This is a genomic window from Streptomyces sp. NPDC091412, from assembly GCF_044756885.1.
Taxonomy (GTDB): domain Bacteria; phylum Actinomycetota; class Actinomycetes; order Streptomycetales; family Streptomycetaceae; genus Streptomyces.
In genome coordinates this window covers 335,574-351,900 of the sequence record NZ_JBIVTV010000005.1, presented here as the reverse complement: position 1 = coordinate 351,900, position 16,327 = coordinate 335,574, and the positions used below count along the sequence as shown (strand labels likewise).

General features: G+C 71.7%; 15 protein-coding genes. 14 read left to right on the top strand and 1 reads right to left on the bottom strand.

What is annotated here, in order from left to right; genetic code table 11:
- Positions 1 to 111 precede the first annotated feature (111 nt).
- A complete protein-coding gene (locus ACIQMV_RS16200) occupies positions 112 to 1,050 on the bottom strand; it encodes a cation diffusion facilitator family transporter (RefSeq protein ID WP_141356293.1) in 939 nt (312 codons plus the stop codon).
- A gap of 469 nt (positions 1,051 to 1,519) precedes the next feature.
- Here ACIQMV_RS16200 and ACIQMV_RS16195 point away from each other — a divergent pair, with 469 nt between their 5' ends.
- The 14 genes from ACIQMV_RS16195 (at position 1,520) to ACIQMV_RS16130 (ending at position 16,323) form a co-directional block, all read left to right on the top strand.
- The gene (locus tag ACIQMV_RS16195; RefSeq protein ID WP_402593270.1) at positions 1,520 to 3,328 is read left to right on the top strand and encodes a DUF5941 domain-containing protein; all 1,809 of its coding nucleotides are present in this window, start codon (positions 1,520 to 1,522) and stop codon (positions 3,326 to 3,328) included.
- Positions 3,325 to 4,077, top strand: coding sequence for a sugar phosphate nucleotidyltransferase (locus ACIQMV_RS16190; protein WP_141356289.1), 753 nt, complete (start codon positions 3,325 to 3,327; stop codon positions 4,075 to 4,077). Before ACIQMV_RS16195 ends, ACIQMV_RS16190 begins: the two co-directional genes overlap by 4 nt.
- Positions 4,065 to 5,126, top strand: a complete 1,062-nt coding sequence (locus tag ACIQMV_RS16185) for an iron-containing alcohol dehydrogenase family protein (protein WP_401770277.1) — start codon at positions 4,065 to 4,067, stop codon at positions 5,124 to 5,126. Before ACIQMV_RS16190 ends, ACIQMV_RS16185 begins: the two co-directional genes overlap by 13 nt.
- Positions 5,104 to 5,883 (top strand): CDP-alcohol phosphatidyltransferase family protein, encoded by a 780-nt coding sequence (locus ACIQMV_RS16180; protein ID WP_402593267.1) that lies wholly within the window; start codon positions 5,104 to 5,106, stop codon positions 5,881 to 5,883. The genes ACIQMV_RS16185 and ACIQMV_RS16180 overlap by 23 nt, the downstream gene beginning before the upstream one ends.
- Before the next feature lie 53 nt (positions 5,884 to 5,936).
- Complete coding sequence (locus ACIQMV_RS16175) at positions 5,937 to 6,782, top strand: glycosyltransferase family 2 protein (protein ID WP_402593527.1); 846 nt, start codon at positions 5,937 to 5,939, stop codon at positions 6,780 to 6,782.
- 101 nt (positions 6,783 to 6,883) lie between these two features.
- A complete protein-coding gene (locus ACIQMV_RS16170) occupies positions 6,884 to 7,813 on the top strand; it encodes an ABC transporter permease (RefSeq protein WP_402593265.1) in 930 nt (309 codons plus the stop codon).
- Positions 7,814 to 7,832: 19 nt separating this feature from the next.
- Positions 7,833 to 8,615 (top strand): ABC transporter ATP-binding protein, encoded by a 783-nt coding sequence (locus tag ACIQMV_RS16165; protein ID WP_402593525.1) that lies wholly within the window; start codon positions 7,833 to 7,835, stop codon positions 8,613 to 8,615.
- A gap of 361 nt (positions 8,616 to 8,976) precedes the next feature.
- Positions 8,977 to 9,873: a squalene synthase HpnC gene (hpnC, locus tag ACIQMV_RS16160; protein ID WP_402593263.1), complete on the top strand. Its 897-nt coding sequence runs from the start codon at positions 8,977 to 8,979 to the stop codon at positions 9,871 to 9,873.
- Entirely contained in the window at positions 9,870 to 10,820 is a 951-nt protein-coding gene (gene hpnD, locus ACIQMV_RS16155; protein ID WP_401770272.1) for a presqualene diphosphate synthase HpnD, read from the top strand. The genes hpnC and hpnD overlap by 4 nt, the downstream gene beginning before the upstream one ends.
- The gene (locus ACIQMV_RS16150) at positions 10,820 to 10,960 is read left to right on the top strand and encodes a DUF6380 family protein (protein ID WP_373996144.1); all 141 of its coding nucleotides are present in this window, start codon (positions 10,820 to 10,822) and stop codon (positions 10,958 to 10,960) included. Before hpnD ends, ACIQMV_RS16150 begins: the two co-directional genes overlap by 1 nt.
- Complete coding sequence (gene hpnE / locus ACIQMV_RS16145; protein WP_402593260.1) at positions 10,957 to 12,387, top strand: hydroxysqualene dehydroxylase HpnE; 1,431 nt, start codon at positions 10,957 to 10,959, stop codon at positions 12,385 to 12,387. The genes ACIQMV_RS16150 and hpnE overlap by 4 nt, the downstream gene beginning before the upstream one ends.
- Positions 12,388 to 12,458: 71 nt before the next feature.
- Complete coding sequence (locus tag ACIQMV_RS16140; protein ID WP_402593523.1) at positions 12,459 to 13,523, top strand: polyprenyl synthetase family protein; 1,065 nt, start codon at positions 12,459 to 12,461, stop codon at positions 13,521 to 13,523.
- A 119-nt stretch (positions 13,524 to 13,642) separates the two neighbouring features.
- Positions 13,643 to 15,682, top strand: a complete 2,040-nt coding sequence (shc, locus tag ACIQMV_RS16135; RefSeq protein WP_402593259.1) for a squalene--hopene cyclase — start codon at positions 13,643 to 13,645, stop codon at positions 15,680 to 15,682.
- Positions 15,682 to 16,323: a 1-hydroxy-2-methyl-2-butenyl 4-diphosphate reductase gene (locus ACIQMV_RS16130; RefSeq protein ID WP_402593257.1), complete on the top strand. Its 642-nt coding sequence runs from the start codon at positions 15,682 to 15,684 to the stop codon at positions 16,321 to 16,323. Before shc ends, ACIQMV_RS16130 begins: the two co-directional genes overlap by 1 nt.
- Positions 16,324 to 16,327 lie beyond the last annotated feature (4 nt).

Below are 16,327 nucleotides of genomic sequence, written 5' to 3'. Positions count from 1 at the left end.
TCCGGGCGCCCCCGCGGAGAGGACACGGGCGCACACCGCGCCTCCGTGTACCGGCACGGGCGCCGTGCGCGCCGGGCGCCCTCTGCGGTCAGGAGCGCGGGGAGTGTCCCCTCAGTGGCACAGCCGGGCCTCGTGCTCCGCGTGCCCGCTCGGCTCCAGCTGGAAGGTGCAGTGCTCCACGTCGAAGTGGTCCCCGAGGCAGCCCTGGAGCTCGTGCAGCAGCTTCTCGTGGCCGGTGGCGCTGAGCGCGTCGGACCGGACGACCACGTGCGCGGAGAGCACCGGCAGACCCGAGGTGATCGTCCAGGCGTGCAGGTCGTGCACGTCCTCCACGCCGTCCAGTGCCAGGATGTGCTCCCGCACCTCTTCCATGTCGACGTTCTTCGGGGCAGCCTCCAGCAGTACGTCGAGCGTCTCGCGCAGCAGCCGGAAGGTGCGCGGCACGATCAGCAGGCCGATGAGGAGGGAGGCGACGGGGTCGGCGGCCTGCCAGCCGGTGAGCAGGATCACCGTCGCCGAGAGCATGACGGCCACCGAGCCGAGCGCGTCCGCGGCCACCTCCAGGAAGGCACCGCGCACGTTCAGGCTCTCCTTCTGGCCGCGCATCAGGAGCATGAGGGAGATCGAGTTCGCCACCAGGCCGATCCCGCCGAACACGATCATCAGCCCGCCATGGGTGGGAGTCGGGGTGAGGAACCGCTGGATCGCCTCGTAGAGCACATAGCTGCCGACGCCGAGGAGCAGCAGGCAGTTGGCGAGCGCGGCGAGGATCTCCGCGCGGGCGAAGCCGAAGGTGCGGTTCCGGCTCGGCGGGCGGTTGGCGAAGTGGATGGCCAGCAGCGCCATACCGAGACCGAGGGCGTCGGTGGCCATGTGGGCGGCGTCAGCGACCAGCGCCAGCGAGTCGGCGAGCATGCCGCCGACGATCTCCACCACCATCACGGTGAGCGTGATCGACAGCGCGATGCGCAGCGTGCCGCGGTGCGCTGCGCCCGCCGTGCCGCCTGCTCCTACGCCGTGCGTGTGCCCGTGGTCGTGACCGGCCCCCATGGGATGACCGCCCTTTCCGTATTGCGTCCCGGATCACAGTGAACTACGGGTGGGGGGTATGGGGCAACGCGGCACTGAACACCGTTGTCATGTGCCCTGACCTGCGTAAACGAACCGCAGGTCAGGGTGCGCGGACGGGTCGGGCGCCATGGTGCGGCAGCCGGCCCCGGACGCCGAAGGAGGCCGTCTGGTGATCGGTCATGTCGTGGCCGTCCCATCCATGCCGGAGTCGGATGTGAGGAATGCCCGATCTGGTGCGGAGTTTGTGGCCCGGCGGCCGGATCGCCCATGATGATCGCGGCGAAGGCTGCGGCAGACCACGTCGATCAGACCGGTGAACGGGCGGTGAACGCGGGCTTCCGGCCATCCGATAGCCTCTGCCGACATGCCGCCCGGGTGCCACAGGCAGGCGGTGCCCCTATATGCACATGACCGGCGCGGGCGCGTCGGCCCCCAGGGAGTGAGTTCGTTGTCGACCGCCATCCTGACCGGTCAGCCGGTCCCCGGATCGTCGATCGAGGGCGATCTGCGGTCCCTCGGATTCGACGTGCGGGTCGCATCCGACGGCACCGACGCCGAGACGGTGCTCGCCCAGGTGCCCGGTGACCAGCGGGTCGCCATCGTCGACGCCCGGTTCGTCGGCCATCTGCACGCGCTGCGTCTGGGCCTGACCGACCCCCGCTTCCCGCTCGCCGCCGTCCCCGGCGCGGTGACCGCCCGCCCGGCCGGCCGCCAGGCGCTGACCCGCGCGATGGCCCGCGAGAACTCCGCCGGCGGCGACACCGCGGTCGCCGTCGCCGGCCTCGCCGACCGGATCTCCGAAGCCCTGGACGCCGACGGCTCCGAGGTGCACCGCCCCGTGCTCGGCACTCTCGTCGCCGCCGTACCCGAGGACCCCCAGACCCGCAACGAGGCACGGCAGGCCGTGGCCGCCGTCGACGACGAGACCGTCCGCCTGAAGTCGGCCGTCAAGGCCCGCGACGGCTTCTTCACCACCTTCCTCATCAGCCCGTACTCGCGCTACGTCGCCCGCTGGTGCGCCCGCCGCGGCCTGACCCCCAACCAGGTCACCACGGCCTCCCTGCTCACCGCGCTCATAGCCGCGAGCTGCGCCGCCACCGGCACCCGCGGCGGTTTCGTCGCCGCCGGCGTGCTGCTCATCGCCTCGTTCGTGCTGGACTGCGCCGACGGCCAACTGGCCCGCTACTCGCTTCAGTACTCCACCCTCGGCGCCTGGCTGGACGCCACCTTCGACCGGGCGAAGGAGTACGCCTACTACGCCGGCCTCGCGCTGGGTGCCGCCCGCGGCGGCGACGACGTCTGGGCTCTGGCCCTGGGCGCGATGATTCTCCAGACCTGCCGGCACGTGGTCGACTTCTCCTTCAACGAGGCCAACCACGACGCCACCGCCAACACCAGCCCCACCGCCGCGCTCTCCGACAAGCTGGACAGCGTCGGCTGGACGGTCTGGGTACGCCGGATGATCGTTCTGCCCATCGGCGAGCGCTGGGCGATGATCGCGGTCCTGACGGCGGTCACGACCCCCAGGATCACGTTCTACGTCCTGCTCGCCGGCTGCGCCCTCGCGGCGACGTACACCACGGCGGGCCGTGTGCTGCGGTCCGTGACGCGCAAGGCGCGGCGCACCGACCGGGCGGCGCAGGCGCTGGCGGACCTCGCGGACAACGGGCCGATCGCGGCTCTCGTCGCCAGGCTGCGCGATCCCAACGCGCGCTGGTACCTCGACTTCCCGCTGCTGCGCGCCCTGGCCGGTGTGGCGTTCCTCGCCGGGGCCCTGTACTCCGGCGACAGCCGGCTGCTTTGCGTGGGCGCCACCTTCTACGCCGTCTTCTCGGGTCTGGCCCTCTCCCAGCCCCTCAAGGGCCCCCTCGACTGGCTCGTCCCCCCGCTGTTCCGCGCCGCCGAATACGGCACCGTGCTGGTGCTGGCGGCCAGAGCGGAGGTGAACGGAGCCCTTCCTGCGGCTTTCGGCCTGGTGGCGGCCGTCGCCTACCATCACTACGACACGGTGTACCGCATCCGCGGCAACGCCGGAGCGCCGCCGGTCTGGCTGGTGCGCGCCCTCGGAGGGCAGGAGGGGCGCACGCTGCTCGTCACCGTGCTGGCCGCGGTGCTCACCGCCTCGCAATTCCAGGTCGCGCTCACGGTCCTCGCCGTGGCCGTCGCCCTGCTGGTGCTCACCGAGAGCATCCGTTTCTGGGTGGCCTCTCATCTGAGGGGTGCGCCCGCAGTACACGACGAAGGAGAACCCGCATGATCGGCCTCGTGCTGGCGGCCGGCGCCGGACGGCGCCTGCGCCCCTACACCGACACCCTGCCCAAGGCGCTGGTGCCGGTGGGGCCCGACGGCGCGGAGGACGGCCCCACGGTCCTGGACCTCACCCTCGGCAACTTCGCCGAGGTCGGCCTGACGGAGGCCGCGATCATCGTCGGCTACCGCAAGGAGGCCGTGTACGAGCGCAAGGCGGCCCTGGAGCGGAAGTACGGCCTGAAGCTCACCCTGATCGACAACGACAAGGCCGAGGAGTGGAACAACGCCTACTCCCTGTGGTGCGGCCGTGACGCCCTCAAGGACGGCGTGATCCTCGCCAACGGCGACACCGTGCACCCGGTCTCCGTCGAGAAGACCCTGCTCGCCGCCCGCGGTGACGGCAAGAAGATCATCCTTGCCCTGGACACGGTGAAGTCGCTGGCCGACGAGGAGATGAAGGTCGTCGTCGACCCCGACAAGGGCGTCCGGAGGATCACCAAGCTGATGGACCCGGCCGAGGCGACCGGCGAGTACATCGGCGTCACCCTCATCGAGGGCGACGCCGCCCCCGAGCTGGCCGACGCGCTGAAGGTCACCTTCGAGCGGGACCCGCAGCTGTACTACGAGGACGGCTACCAGGAGCTCGTCAACCGCGGCTTCACGATCGACGTGGCGCCGATCGGCGACGTCAAGTGGGTCGAGATCGACAACCACGACGACCTCGCCAAGGGCCGGGGGATCGCGTGCCTGTACTGAGCCGGCTCATCCCGTCGCCGGTGGTGGTGGAAATCCGCCGCGGTGCCCTCGACGACCTGGCGAGTGTGCTCGCCGACGAGCGCGTCTCGCACTCCGGCAGGCTCGCCGTCGCCGTCAGCAACGGCTCCGGCGCCCGGCTGCGCGAGCGGATCGCCCCCTCGCTGCCCGGCGCCACCTGGTACGAGGTCGGCGGCGGAACCCTCGACGACGCCATCCGGCTGGCCGGCGAGATGAAGGCAGGCCGCTACGACGCGGTGGTGGGCCTGGGCGGCGGCAAGATCATCGACTGCGCCAAGTTCGCCGCGGCGCGCGTCGGCCTGCCCCTGGTCGCCGTGCCCACGAACCTCTCGCACGACGGCCTGTGCTCCCCGGTCGCCACCCTCGACAACGACGCGGGCCGCGGCTCGTACGGTGTGCCGAACCCGATCGCCGTCCTCATCGACCTGGACGTGATCCGCGACGCCCCGCCGCGTTTCGTGCGCTCCGGCATCGGCGACGCCGTCTCCAACATCTCCGCCATCGCGGACTGGGAGCTGTCCCACCGCGTCACCGGCGAGAAGATCGACGGCCTGGCCGCGGCCATGGCCCGCCAGGCGGGCGAGGCGGTGCTGCGGCACCCGGGCGACATCGGCGACAACGACTTCCTCCAGGTGCTCGCCGAGGCCCTGGTCCTCACCGGGATCGCCATGTCGATCTCGGGCGACTCGCGGCCCGCCTCCGGCGCCTGCCACGAGATCAACCACGGCTTCGACCTGCTGTTCCCGAAGCGGGCCGCGAGCCACGGTGAGCAGTGCGGGCTCGGCGCGGCCTTCGCGATGTACCTGCGCGGAGCCCACGAGGAATCGGCCGGCATGGCCGAGGTGCTGCGCCGGCACGGGCTGCCGGTACTGCCCAAGGACATCGGCTTCACGGTGGACGAGTTCGTCCGGGTCGTCGAGTTCGCCCCGGAGACCCGGCCCGGCCGCTACACGATCCTCGAACACCTCGACCTCAAGACCGACCAGATCAAGGACATCTACGCCGACTATGTCAAGGCCATCGGTAGCTGAACTGAGACCGGTCGTCCATCCGGCAGGGGTGAAGGACCGGCGCAGCGGAGAGCACTGGGCGGGACGCCTCTACATGCGCGAGGTGTCCCTGCGGGTGGACCGCTACCTGGTGGGCACCAGGGTCACGCCCAACCAGCTCACGTACCTGATGACCGTCTGCGGCGTCCTCGCGGCCCCGGCCCTGCTGGTGCCGGGGATCGCGGGCGCCGTGCTCGGTGTGCTGATGGTCCAGCTGTACCTGCTGCTGGACTGCGTCGACGGCGAGATCGCCCGCTGGAAGCAGCAGTTCTCGCTGGGCGGGGTCTACCTGGACCGGGTCGGGGCCTATCTCACCGACGCCGCCGTCCTGGTCGGGCTCGGGCTGCGCGCCGCCGACCTGTGGGGTCCCGGGCGCGTCGACTGGCTGTGGGCCTTCCTCGGGACCCTGGCCGCTCTCGGCGCGATCCTGATCAAGGCCGAGACCGACCTCGTCGGAGTGGCCCGCCACCAGGGCGGGCTGCCGCCGGTCCAGGAGAGCGCGGCCGAACCGCGCTCGTCGGGCATGGCGCTGGCCCGCAGGGCCGCCGCGGCGCTCAAGTTCCACCGGCTGATCCTCGGGATCGAGGCGTCCCTGCTGATCCTGGTCCTCGCGATCGCCGACACGATCAGGGGCGACCTGTTCTTCACCCGGCTCGGCACGGCCGTGCTCGCCGGTATCGCGCTGCTCCAGACCCTGCTGCACCTGGTGTCCATCCTCGTCTCCAGCAGGCTGAGGTGAGCGGCGTGACCTCTGCGAACACTCCGCTCAAGGTCGGCGCCGTCATCATCACCATGGGCAACCGGCCCGAGGAGCTGCGGGCCCTGCTCGACTCGGTCGCCAAGCAGGACGGCGACCGGGTCGAGGTGGTGGTCGTCGGCAACGGCTCGCCCGTCCCGGACGTCCCCGAAGGCGTCCGGACCGTCGAGCTGCCGGAGAACCTCGGCATCCCCGGCGGCCGCAACGTCGGCATCGAGGCCTTCGGACCGGCCGGCGGCGACGTCGACATCCTGCTGTTCCTCGACGACGACGGCCTGCTCGCCCGGAACGACACCGCCGAGCTGTGCCGCCGGGCCTTCGCCGCCGACGACCGGCTCGGCATCGTCAGCTTCCGCATCGCCGACCCCGACACCGGCGTCACCCAGCGCCGCCACGTGCCGCGGCTGCGCGCCGCCGACCCGATGCGCTCCTCCCGGGTCACCACCTTCCTGGGCGGCGCGAACGCCGTCCGCACCAAGGTCTTCGCGGAAGTCGGCGGCCTGCCGGACGAATTCTTCTACGCGCACGAGGAAACCGACCTGGCATGGCGGGCCCTCGACGCGGGCTGGATGATCGACTACCGGTCCGACATGGTGCTGTACCACCCGACGACCGCGCCTTCGCGGCACGCGGTCTACCACCGCATGGTCGCCCGCAACCGGGTCTGGCTGGCCCGCCGCAACCTCCCGGTGCTCCTCGTCCCGGTCTACCTCGGGGTGTGGCTGCTGCTCACCCTCGCCCGCCGCCCGTCGCGTCCGGCCCTGAAGGCCTGGTTCGGCGGCTTCCGGGAGGGCTGGGCCACACCCTGTGGGCCGCGCCGGCCCATGAAGTGGCGTACGGTGTGGCGACTCACCCGACTGGGCCGGCCGCCGGTCATCTGACAAGATCGTTCCCCCGAGTACGCGGCGCCACCAGGCCCGTGCTCGAGCCACGGCCGTACATCCGCACTGGCAGCGCATCTCGAAGACGAAAGTTTCCACTAGTGAGTGAGACAACGCATGACGGCGGCGTCGCCCTCGGCGCGGCTCCGTCGCCCGACGAGGGTCTTACCCCGGCCCAGCTTGCCGACAAGTACGGGCTGTCCGTCAGCGGCGCCCGGCCCCCGCTCGGGGCGTACGTCCGGCAGTTGTGGGGGCGGCGCCACTTCATCCTGGCCTTCTCCCAGGCGAAGCTGACCGCCCAGTACAGCCAGGCCAAGCTCGGCCAGCTCTGGCAGGTGGCGACGCCGCTGCTGAACGCCGCGGTGTACTACTTCATCTTCGGCGTTCTCATCCACGCCACCCGGGGCCTGGACAAGAAGACGTACATCCCGTTCCTGGTGACCGGGGTGTTCGTGTTCACCTTCACCCAGACCTCGGTCATGGCCGGCGTCCGCGCCATCTCCGGCAACCTCGGGCTGGTGCGCGCGCTGCACTTCCCGCGCGCCTCCCTGCCGATCTCGTTCGCGCTCCAGCAGCTCCAACAGCTGCTGTACTCGATGATCGTGCTGTTCCTGGTGGTCATCGCCTTCGGCAGCTACCCGGGCCTGTCCTGGCTGCTGATCCTGCCGGCGCTTGCGCTGCAGTTCCTGTTCAACACCGGGCTGGCGCTGATCATGGCCCGGCTGGGCGCCAAGACCCCCGACCTCGCCCAGCTCATGCCGTTCGTCACGCGGACCTGGATGTACGCGTCGGGCGTGATGTTCTCCCTCAGCGGCATGCTCGCGGGGAAACCGGAGTGGATCATCCGGCTGATGCAGGTCAACCCCGCCGCCATCTACATGGACCTGATCCGGTTCGCGCTGATCGACGGCTACGACTCCTCGCATCTGCCGCCACACGTCTGGGCCGGCGCCCTCGGCTGGGCCGTGCTCGCCTTCGTCGGCGGCTTCGTGTACTTCTGGAAGGCTGAGGAGAGGTACGGCCGTGGCTGACCGGGACCACCACCAGGACATGCGCGACAGCGGGCCGCACGTGCCCACCGTGATCGCGGACGAGCTCCACATCGTCTACCGCGTCAACGGCGCCAAGTCCGGCAAGGGCAGCGCCACCGCCGCGCTCAGCCGCATCCTCAAGCGGGGCTCCGACGACGCGGCGCGGGGCGTGCGCAAGGTGCACGCCGTCAAGGGCGTCTCCTTCGTCGCCTACCGCGGCGAGGCGATCGGCCTGATCGGCTCCAACGGCTCCGGCAAGTCCACGCTGCTGCGCGCCATCGCCGGCCTGCTGCCCGCCGAGAAGGGCCGGGTCTACACCGACGGCCAGCCCTCGCTGCTCGGTGTGAACGCGGCGCTGATGAACGACCTCACGGGCGAGCGCAACGTCATCCTGGGCGGACTGGCCATGGGCATGTCGCGCGAGCAGATCAAGGAGCGCTACCAGGGGATCGTCGACTTCTCCGGCATCAACGAGAAGGGCGACTTCATCACCCTGCCGATGCGCACGTACTCCTCCGGCATGGCGGCCCGGCTGCGCTTCTCCATCGCCGCCGCCAAGGACCACGACGTCCTCATGATCGACGAGGCGCTGGCCACCGGCGACCGCAGGTTCCAGACGCGGTCCGAAGCGCGTATCCGGGAGCTGCGCAAGGAGGCCGGCACGGTGTTCCTGGTCAGCCACAACAACAAGTCGATCCGCGACACCTGCGACCGGGTGCTGTGGCTGGAGCGTGGCGAACTGCGCATGGACGGCCGCACCGAAGAGGTGCTCAAGGAGTACGAGAAGTTCACGGGCAAGTAGCCCGCAGGCGCCAGGGCCCCGCCGGAACGCGTCCGGTGGGGCCCCTCGTCCGCAAAGGATGTGTCAACTCGCGCCGTCCTGAGGAATCTTGACACCAATTGGTGTGTTGTTGTGATGTGCGGGGCACCCCCCGCGCGGCTCGCCGCGTTGTACAACGTAAGCTGTACCGGTCCCGGAAAGCGGCAAGTGGGGAGATAATGCGCGACACCCTCCGCCGACGCCGCCCCGCGGACGGCCGGGCGGCGTGTCCGAAATAGTGTGTCTTGGGTCGGCAGTGTAGAACGGGAGATGTGACGGCAATGGCGACGGAAACTCCCCAGCTCAACGCAGCAGGTGCCGTCCCCGTACCGGGCAGTGGACGATGACGCGAACGCCGACGGCGCGCGACCCCGAGCGCGCCACCCTCGACAAGGCCGCGGGTGAGAACTTCCCCGTGGCACCGTTCTTCCTGCCCAGAGCCTGGCGCGTCGATCTGATGGCCGTCTACGGCTTCGCCCGCCTCGTCGACGACATCGGCGACGGCGACCTGACCCCCGGCGGCGCGGACGCCCGGCTGCTCGGCGTGTCGCCCGGCGAGGCCGAGGACCGCCTGGTCCTCCTCGACGCCTTCGAGGCCGATCTGCGCAGGGTCTTCGACGGCACCCCGCGCCACCCCCTGCTGCGCCGGCTCCAGCCCACCGTGCGCCGCAGATCGCTGACCCCCGAGCCGTTCCTCGGCCTGATCGCCGCCAACCGCCAGGACCAGCTCGTCGCGCGGTACGAGACCTACGACGACCTCCTCGCCTACTGCGAACTGTCCGCCAACCCCGTCGGCCGCCTCGTCCTCGCCGTCACCGGCACCTCGACCCCCGAGCGGATCCGCCGTTCCGACGCCGTCTGCACCGCCCTGCAGATCGTCGAGCACCTCCAGGACGTCAAGGAGGACCTCGGACGTGACCGCATCTATCTTCCCGCCGCCGACATGAAACGTTTCCACGTGCAGGAGTCGGATCTCGCCGCGCCCACCGCGGGCGCATCGGTGCGCGCACTGGTCGCGTACGAAGCGGAACGCGCCCGCGGTCTGCTGAATGAAGGCGCCCCCCTGGTGGGTAGCGTCCACGGCAGGTTGAAACTGCTGCTCGCGGGGTTCGTGGCGGGGGGAAGGGCGGCGGTCCACGCGATCGCCGCCGCCGAATACGACGTACTTCCCGGCCCGCCCAAGCCCGGCAAGACCCGGTTGCTGCGTGAGGTGGGCGTGACTCTGCGAGGAGAGGGGTGATCCGGGCCGTGGAGCCGGAACAGCACGTGTCCGCGCCGGTACTCGCCGCCTACAGCTACTGCGAGGCCGTCACCGGACAGCAGGCCCGCAACTTCGCCTACGGCATCAGACTGCTGCCGACGGCCAAACGGCGGGCGATGTCGGCGCTGTACGCGTTCTCCCGACGTGTCGACGACATCGGCGACGGAACGCTGGCTCACGACGTGAAGATCACCCGTCTGGAGGACACCCGGGCGCTGCTCGGCCGGGTCCGCGACGGCGCGGTCGAGGACGACGACACCGACCCGGTGGCCGTGGCCCTCAGCCACGCCGCCCGGGTCTTCCCGATCCCGCTCGGCGGCCTGGACGAACTCATCGACGGCGTCCTGATGGACGTCCGCGGCGAGACGTACGAGACCTGGGAGGACCTGAAGGCGTACTGCCGTTGTGTGGCCGGGGCCATCGGGCGGCTCTCCCTCGGCGTGTTCGGCACCGAACCGGGGGCGCGCGGCGCCGAACGCGCTCCCGAGTACGCCGACACGCTCGGGCTCGCGCTGCAGCTGACCAACATCCTCAGAGACGTCCGCGAGGACGCCGAGGGCGGCCGCACCTACCTGCCCGCCGACGACCTCGCCAAGTTCGGCTGCTCGGCCGGGTTCCACGGGCCGACGCCGCCGGAGGGCTCCGACTTCGCGGGCCTGGTGCACTTCGAGGTGCGGCGGGCCCGCGCCCTGTTCGCCGAGGGCTACCGGCTGCTGCCCCTGCTGGACCGGCGCAGCGGCGCGTGCGTCGCCGCCATGGCCGGCATCTACCGCCGCCTGCTCGACCGTATCGAGCGCGAGCCGGAGGCCGTGCTGCGCGGCCGGGTCTCGCTGCCCGGACACGAGAAGGCGTACGTCGCCGTGCGCGGCCTGTCCGGCCTCGACGCCCGGTACGTGTCCCGGCAGACCGTCAGGAGGCGTGCCTGATGGCGATGTCACCGCACGGTGAGGTCACCGGCGGGAAGCGGCGGGCAACCCTCCGATGCCGGGCGGCGTCCCTGACGGCAACGGTCGCCGGCGAGGCACCCGCTCACCGCGGCGGACGCACAGGGGAGGGCGCACGATGACCGACGGCACACGGCGGGACGGACCGCTCACGGACGCCTCGGGACCGGCCGGACGGCACGCCGTGGTGGTCGGCGGCGGCCTGGCCGGCCTCACCGCCGCGCTCGCGCTCGCCGACGCCGGAATGCGCGTGACGCTGCTGGAGGGCAGACCCCGCCTGGGCGGGCTCGCCTTCTCCTTCCAGCGCGGCGACCTCACCATCGACAACGGACAGCACGTGTACCTGCGCTGCTGCACCGCCTACCGGTGGTTCCTCGACCGGATCGGCGGCGCCGCGCTCGCCCCGTTGCAGGACCGGCTGGAGGTGCCCGTCGTCGACGCCGCGAGACCCGAGGGCCGGCGGCTCGGCACACTGCGGCGCGACGCGCTGCCCGTACCCCTGCACCTGGGGCGCAGCCTCGCCACCTACCCGCACCTCTCGCTGGCCGAGCGGGTCCGGGTGGGCCGCGCCGCGCTCGCGCTCAAGGGACTCGACCTCACCGATCCGACCCTGGACGCACAGGACTTCGGCAGCTGGCTGGCCGAGCACGGCCAGTCGGCGCGTGCCGTCGAGGCGCTGTGGGACCTGGTCGGGGTCGCCACGCTCAACGCGGTCGCGGGCGACTCCTCGCTGGGGCTCGCCGCGATGGTGTTCAAGACCGGACTGCTGTCCGACCCGGGCGCGGCCGACATTGGCTGGGCCCGCGTCCCGCTGGGCGAACTGCACGACCGGCTGGCCCGCAGGGCGCTCGACTCCGCGGGCGTGCGTACCGAGGTCCGAACACGCGTCACCTCCGTCTCCCTCAACGGAAACGGGAGCTGGAACGTTCAGGTTGGCGGCGAGAGCCTGGTCGCGGACGCGGTCGTCCTCGCCGTACCGCAGCGCGAGGCGCACGGCCTGCTGCCGGCCGGCGCCCTGGACGCGCCGGACCGGCTGCTCAGGATCGGCACCGCGCCCATCCTCAACGCCCATGTCGTCTTTGACCGCACGGTGCTGAACGCGCCGTTCTTCGCGGCCATCGGCACGCCCGTGCAGTGGGTCTTCGACCGCACCGAGGCGGCCGGCCTGAAGCACGGTCAGTACCTCGCGGTGTCCCAGTCGGTGGCGCAGGACGAGATCGACGCGCCGGTCGCCGTGCTGCGCGAGCGCTATCTGCCCGAACTGAGGCGGCTGCTGCCCCGTGCGCGCGGTGCCGAGGTGAAGGACTTCTTCGTGACCCGGGAGCGCACGGCGACGTTCGCCCCGGCCCCCGGCGTCGGACGGCTGCGGCCCGGCGCCCGCACCAAGGCCCCCGGCCTGTACCTGGCCGGAGCGTGGACCGCCACAGGGTGGCCCGCGACCATGGAGAGTGCGGTCCGCAGCGGTGTGAAGGCGGCCGAGGCCGCGCTGAGCGCCCTGGGCCGGCCCCGCCCGAGCCGTCTCTTCGCCATCGAGGAGGCGGCGGCATGACGTTCGATCAGCAGCCCGCGGCGGGCCCCCGCACCTCCGGCACCGCAACAAGAGGAGAGACTGTGCCCACTGTGCCCCCGGCCTCGACGGCCGCTCGGAGGACTGCGGTGGACGTGACCGCGCTGTTGGAGCGCGGCCGGACCCTGGCCACGCCGGTGCTGCGGGCGGCCGTCGACCGCCTGGCGCCCCCCATGGACACCGTCGCCGCCTACCACTTCGGCTGGATCGACGTCGAGGGCAACCCGGCACGCGGGGACGGCGGCAAGGCCGTTCGCCCCGCCCTGGCCGTGCTCTCCGCCGAGGTCGCCGGGGCCGCGCCCGAGGCCGGTGTGCCCGGCGCGGTCGCCGTGGAGCTCGTCCACAACTTCTCCCTGCTGCACGACGACCTGATGGACGGCGACGAACAGCGCCGCCACCGCGACACGGTCTGGAAGGTGCACGGCCCCGCCCAGGCCATCCTGGTCGGCGACGCGCTGTTCGCCCTGGCCAACGAGGTGCTGCTGGAGCTCGGCACGGTCGAGGCCGGCCGTGCCGCCCGCCGGCTGACCACCGCCACCCGCGCGCTGATCGACGGTCAGGCGCAGGACATCTCCTACGAGCACCGCGACCGGGTCAGCGTCGCGGAGTGCCTGGAGATGGAGGGCAACAAGACCGGTGCCCTGCTCGCCTGCGCCTCCTCCGTCGGCGCGGTCCTCGGCGGCGCGGACGACCGCACGGCCGACGCGCTGGAGAAGTACGGGTACCACCTCGGTCTGGCCTTCCAGGCCGTCGACGACCTCCTCGGCATCTGGGGCGACCCGGACGCCACCGGCAAGCAGACCTGGAGCGATCTGCGCCAGCGCAAGAAGTCCCTGCCGGTCGTGGCCGCGCTCGCGGCGGGCGGCCCGGCCTCCGAGCGGCTCGGCGAGATCCTCGCCGCCGACGCCAAGAGCAGCGACTTCGCGAACTTCTCCGAGGAGGAGTTCGCGGCCCGCGCCGCCCTCATCGAGGAGGCGGGCGGCCGGGAGTGGACGGCCGAGGAGGCGCGCCGTCAGCACACCATCGCCATCGAAGCCCTCGACGCCGTCGGCATGCCCGAGCAGGTACGGGCCGCCTTCACGGCACTCGCCGACTTCGTCGTCGTACGAAAGAGATGATCACTATCGGTCGAACCAGCCTCGCGTAGTCGCCGGCCGGTGCAGCAAGGAGGTTTCAGGCACCGGCCGACGGCGGACCCACAGCAGCACGACTTGCACGACTGCACGAAGGGGAAGCCATGACAGCGACGACCGACGGAAGCACCGGGGCGACACTGCCGTCCCGCGCTGCCGCGGCCAGTGAAACCGTACTCAGCACCCCCGAGGCGGCCGGGGTACAAGAAGCCGCCGCAGCCGCCGTCAGGCGGGCCACCGACTTCCTGCTCGCCCAGCAGGACGCCGAGGGCTGGTGGAAGGGCGACCTCGAGACGAACGTCACCATGGACGCCGAGGACCTGCTGCTGCGCCAGTTCCTGGGCATCCTGGAAGAGGACACCACCCGGGCCGCCGCGCTGTTCATCCGCGGTGAGCAGCGCGAGGACGGCACCTGGGCCACCTTCTACGGCGGCCCGGGCGAACTCTCCACCACCATCGAGGCCTACGTCGCCCTCCGGCTGGCCGGCGACGCGCCGGACGAGCCCCACATGGCCCGGGCCTCCGCCTGGATCCGCGCACAGGGCGGCATCGCGGCCTCCCGCGTCTTCACCCGGATCTGGCTGGCCCTGTTCGGCTGGTGGAAGTGGGAGGACCTGCCCGAACTGCCGCCCGAGCTCATCTGGTTCCCCAAGTGGTTCCCGCTCAACATCTACAACTTCGGGTGCTGGGCGCGGCAGACGATCGTCCCCCTGACCATCGTCTCGGCCAAGCGCCCGGTGCGTCCGGCCCCGTTCCCGCTCGACGAGCTGCACACCGGCCCCGGCAGTCCCCGTCCGCCGCGGGCGCTCGCCCCGGCCAGGACCTGGGACGGCCTGTTCCAGCGGCTCGACATGGTGGTGCGCGGCTACCGTTCCGTCGCCGTGCGCAGAGTGCGCGAGGCGGCCATGAAGTCGGCCGCCCGCTGGATCATCGAGCGCCAGGAGAACGACGGCTGCTGGGGCGGCATCCAGCCGCCGGCCGTGTACTCAGTCATCGCCCTGTACCTGCTCGGCTACGACCTCGAACACCCGGTGATGCGGGCGGGCCTCGAATCGCTGGACCGTTACGCCGTGCGGCGCGAGGACGGCGCCCGCATGATCGAGGCCTGCCAGTCGCCGGTGTGGGACACCTGCCTGGCCACCATCGCGCTCGCCGACGCCGGACTGCCCTCCGACCACCCCCAGTTGGTCAAGGCCGCCGACTGGATGCTGGGCGAGCAGATCGTCCGGCCCGGCGACTGGTCGGTGCGCCGTCCCGGACTGCCGCCAGGCGGCTGGGCGTTCGAGTTCCACAACGACAACTACCCCGACATCGACGACACCGCCGAGGTCGTCCTGGCCCTGCGCCGGGTCAGGCACCACGACCCGGAGCGGATGGACAACGCCATCGGGCGCGGGGTGCGCTGGAACCTCGGGATGCAGTCGAAGAACGGCGCCTGGGGAGCCTTCGACGTCGACAACACCAGCCCCTTTCCCAACCGGCTGCCGTTCTGCGACTTCGGCGAGGTGATCGACCCGCCGTCGGCGGACGTCACCGCGCACGTCGTGGAGATGCTCGCCGCCGAGGGCATGACCCACGACCCGCGCACCCGGCGTGGCATCGAGTGGCTGCTGGCCGAACAGGAGCCTGACGGCTCGTGGTTCGGCCGCTGGGGCGTCAACTTCCTCTACGGCACAGGGTCCGTCGTACCCGCCTTGACGGCCGCCGGCCTGCCCGGCTCCCACCCGGCCGTCCGCCGCGCGGTGACCTGGCTGGAGAGCGTGCAGAACGACGACGGCGGCTGGGGCGAGGACCTGCGCTCCTACCAGTACGTCGAGGAGTGGAGCGGCAAGGGCGCCTCCACCGCCTCGCAGACCGCCTGGGCCCTGCTCGCCCTGCTCGCGGCGGGGGAGAAGGACTCCAAGGCCGTCGAGCGCGGCGTCGAGTGGCTCGCGGCCACCCAGCGGGAGGACGGCTCCTGGGACGAGCCGTACTTCACCGGCACCGGCTTCCCGTGGGACTTCTCCATCAACTACCACCTGTACCGGCAGGTCTTCCCGCTCACCGCGCTCGGCCGGTACGTGCACGGCGAGCCCTTCGCCGGCCGTCTCCCCACCACCGATCCCCTCGCCGAGCGGCCCGGCGCCGAGGTCAAGGGGGGCTGATGAGCACACGGCCCGGACCGGCTCCGCTGCTGATCGCCTGCGCGCTCGGCATCGAGCGTCTCGCCCTGCGCGCCGGTGACCGCGGCGGGACCGACGGGCCGGTCACCGTCCTGCGGACGGGCATGGGACCCAAGGCGGCGGAACGCTCCGTCACCCGGGTCCTCGCCGGCCCGCCGCTGGACCGGGCCGCGGTGCTCGCCACGGGCTTCTGCGCGGGACTCGCCCCGGGCATGCACCCCGGTGACCTCGTCGTCGCCGAGGAGACCCGGGACCCGCGTGGCACCGTCCCCTGCGTCGGCACCGAACTGCTCGTCAAGGAACTCACCCGCACCCTGCCCGGGCGCACCGTGCACACCGGGCCGCTGACCGGCTCCGACCACGTCGTGCGCGGACCCGAGCGGTCCGATCTGCGCGCCACCGGGGCGATCGCGGTCGACATGGAGTCGGCGGCCACGCTACTGAGCGCCGTGCGCTCGGGCGTGCGCCCTGTTGCGGCCGTGCGGGTGGTCGTGGACGCTCCAGAGCATGAACTCGTCCGTATCGGTACGGTCCGCGGTGGAATATCAGCCTTCCGCGTTCTTCGTTCCGTCCTGCCGACTTTTTTCGAATGGCACCGTAACGTGCTGCTCCCCAGGAGGTGAGCCA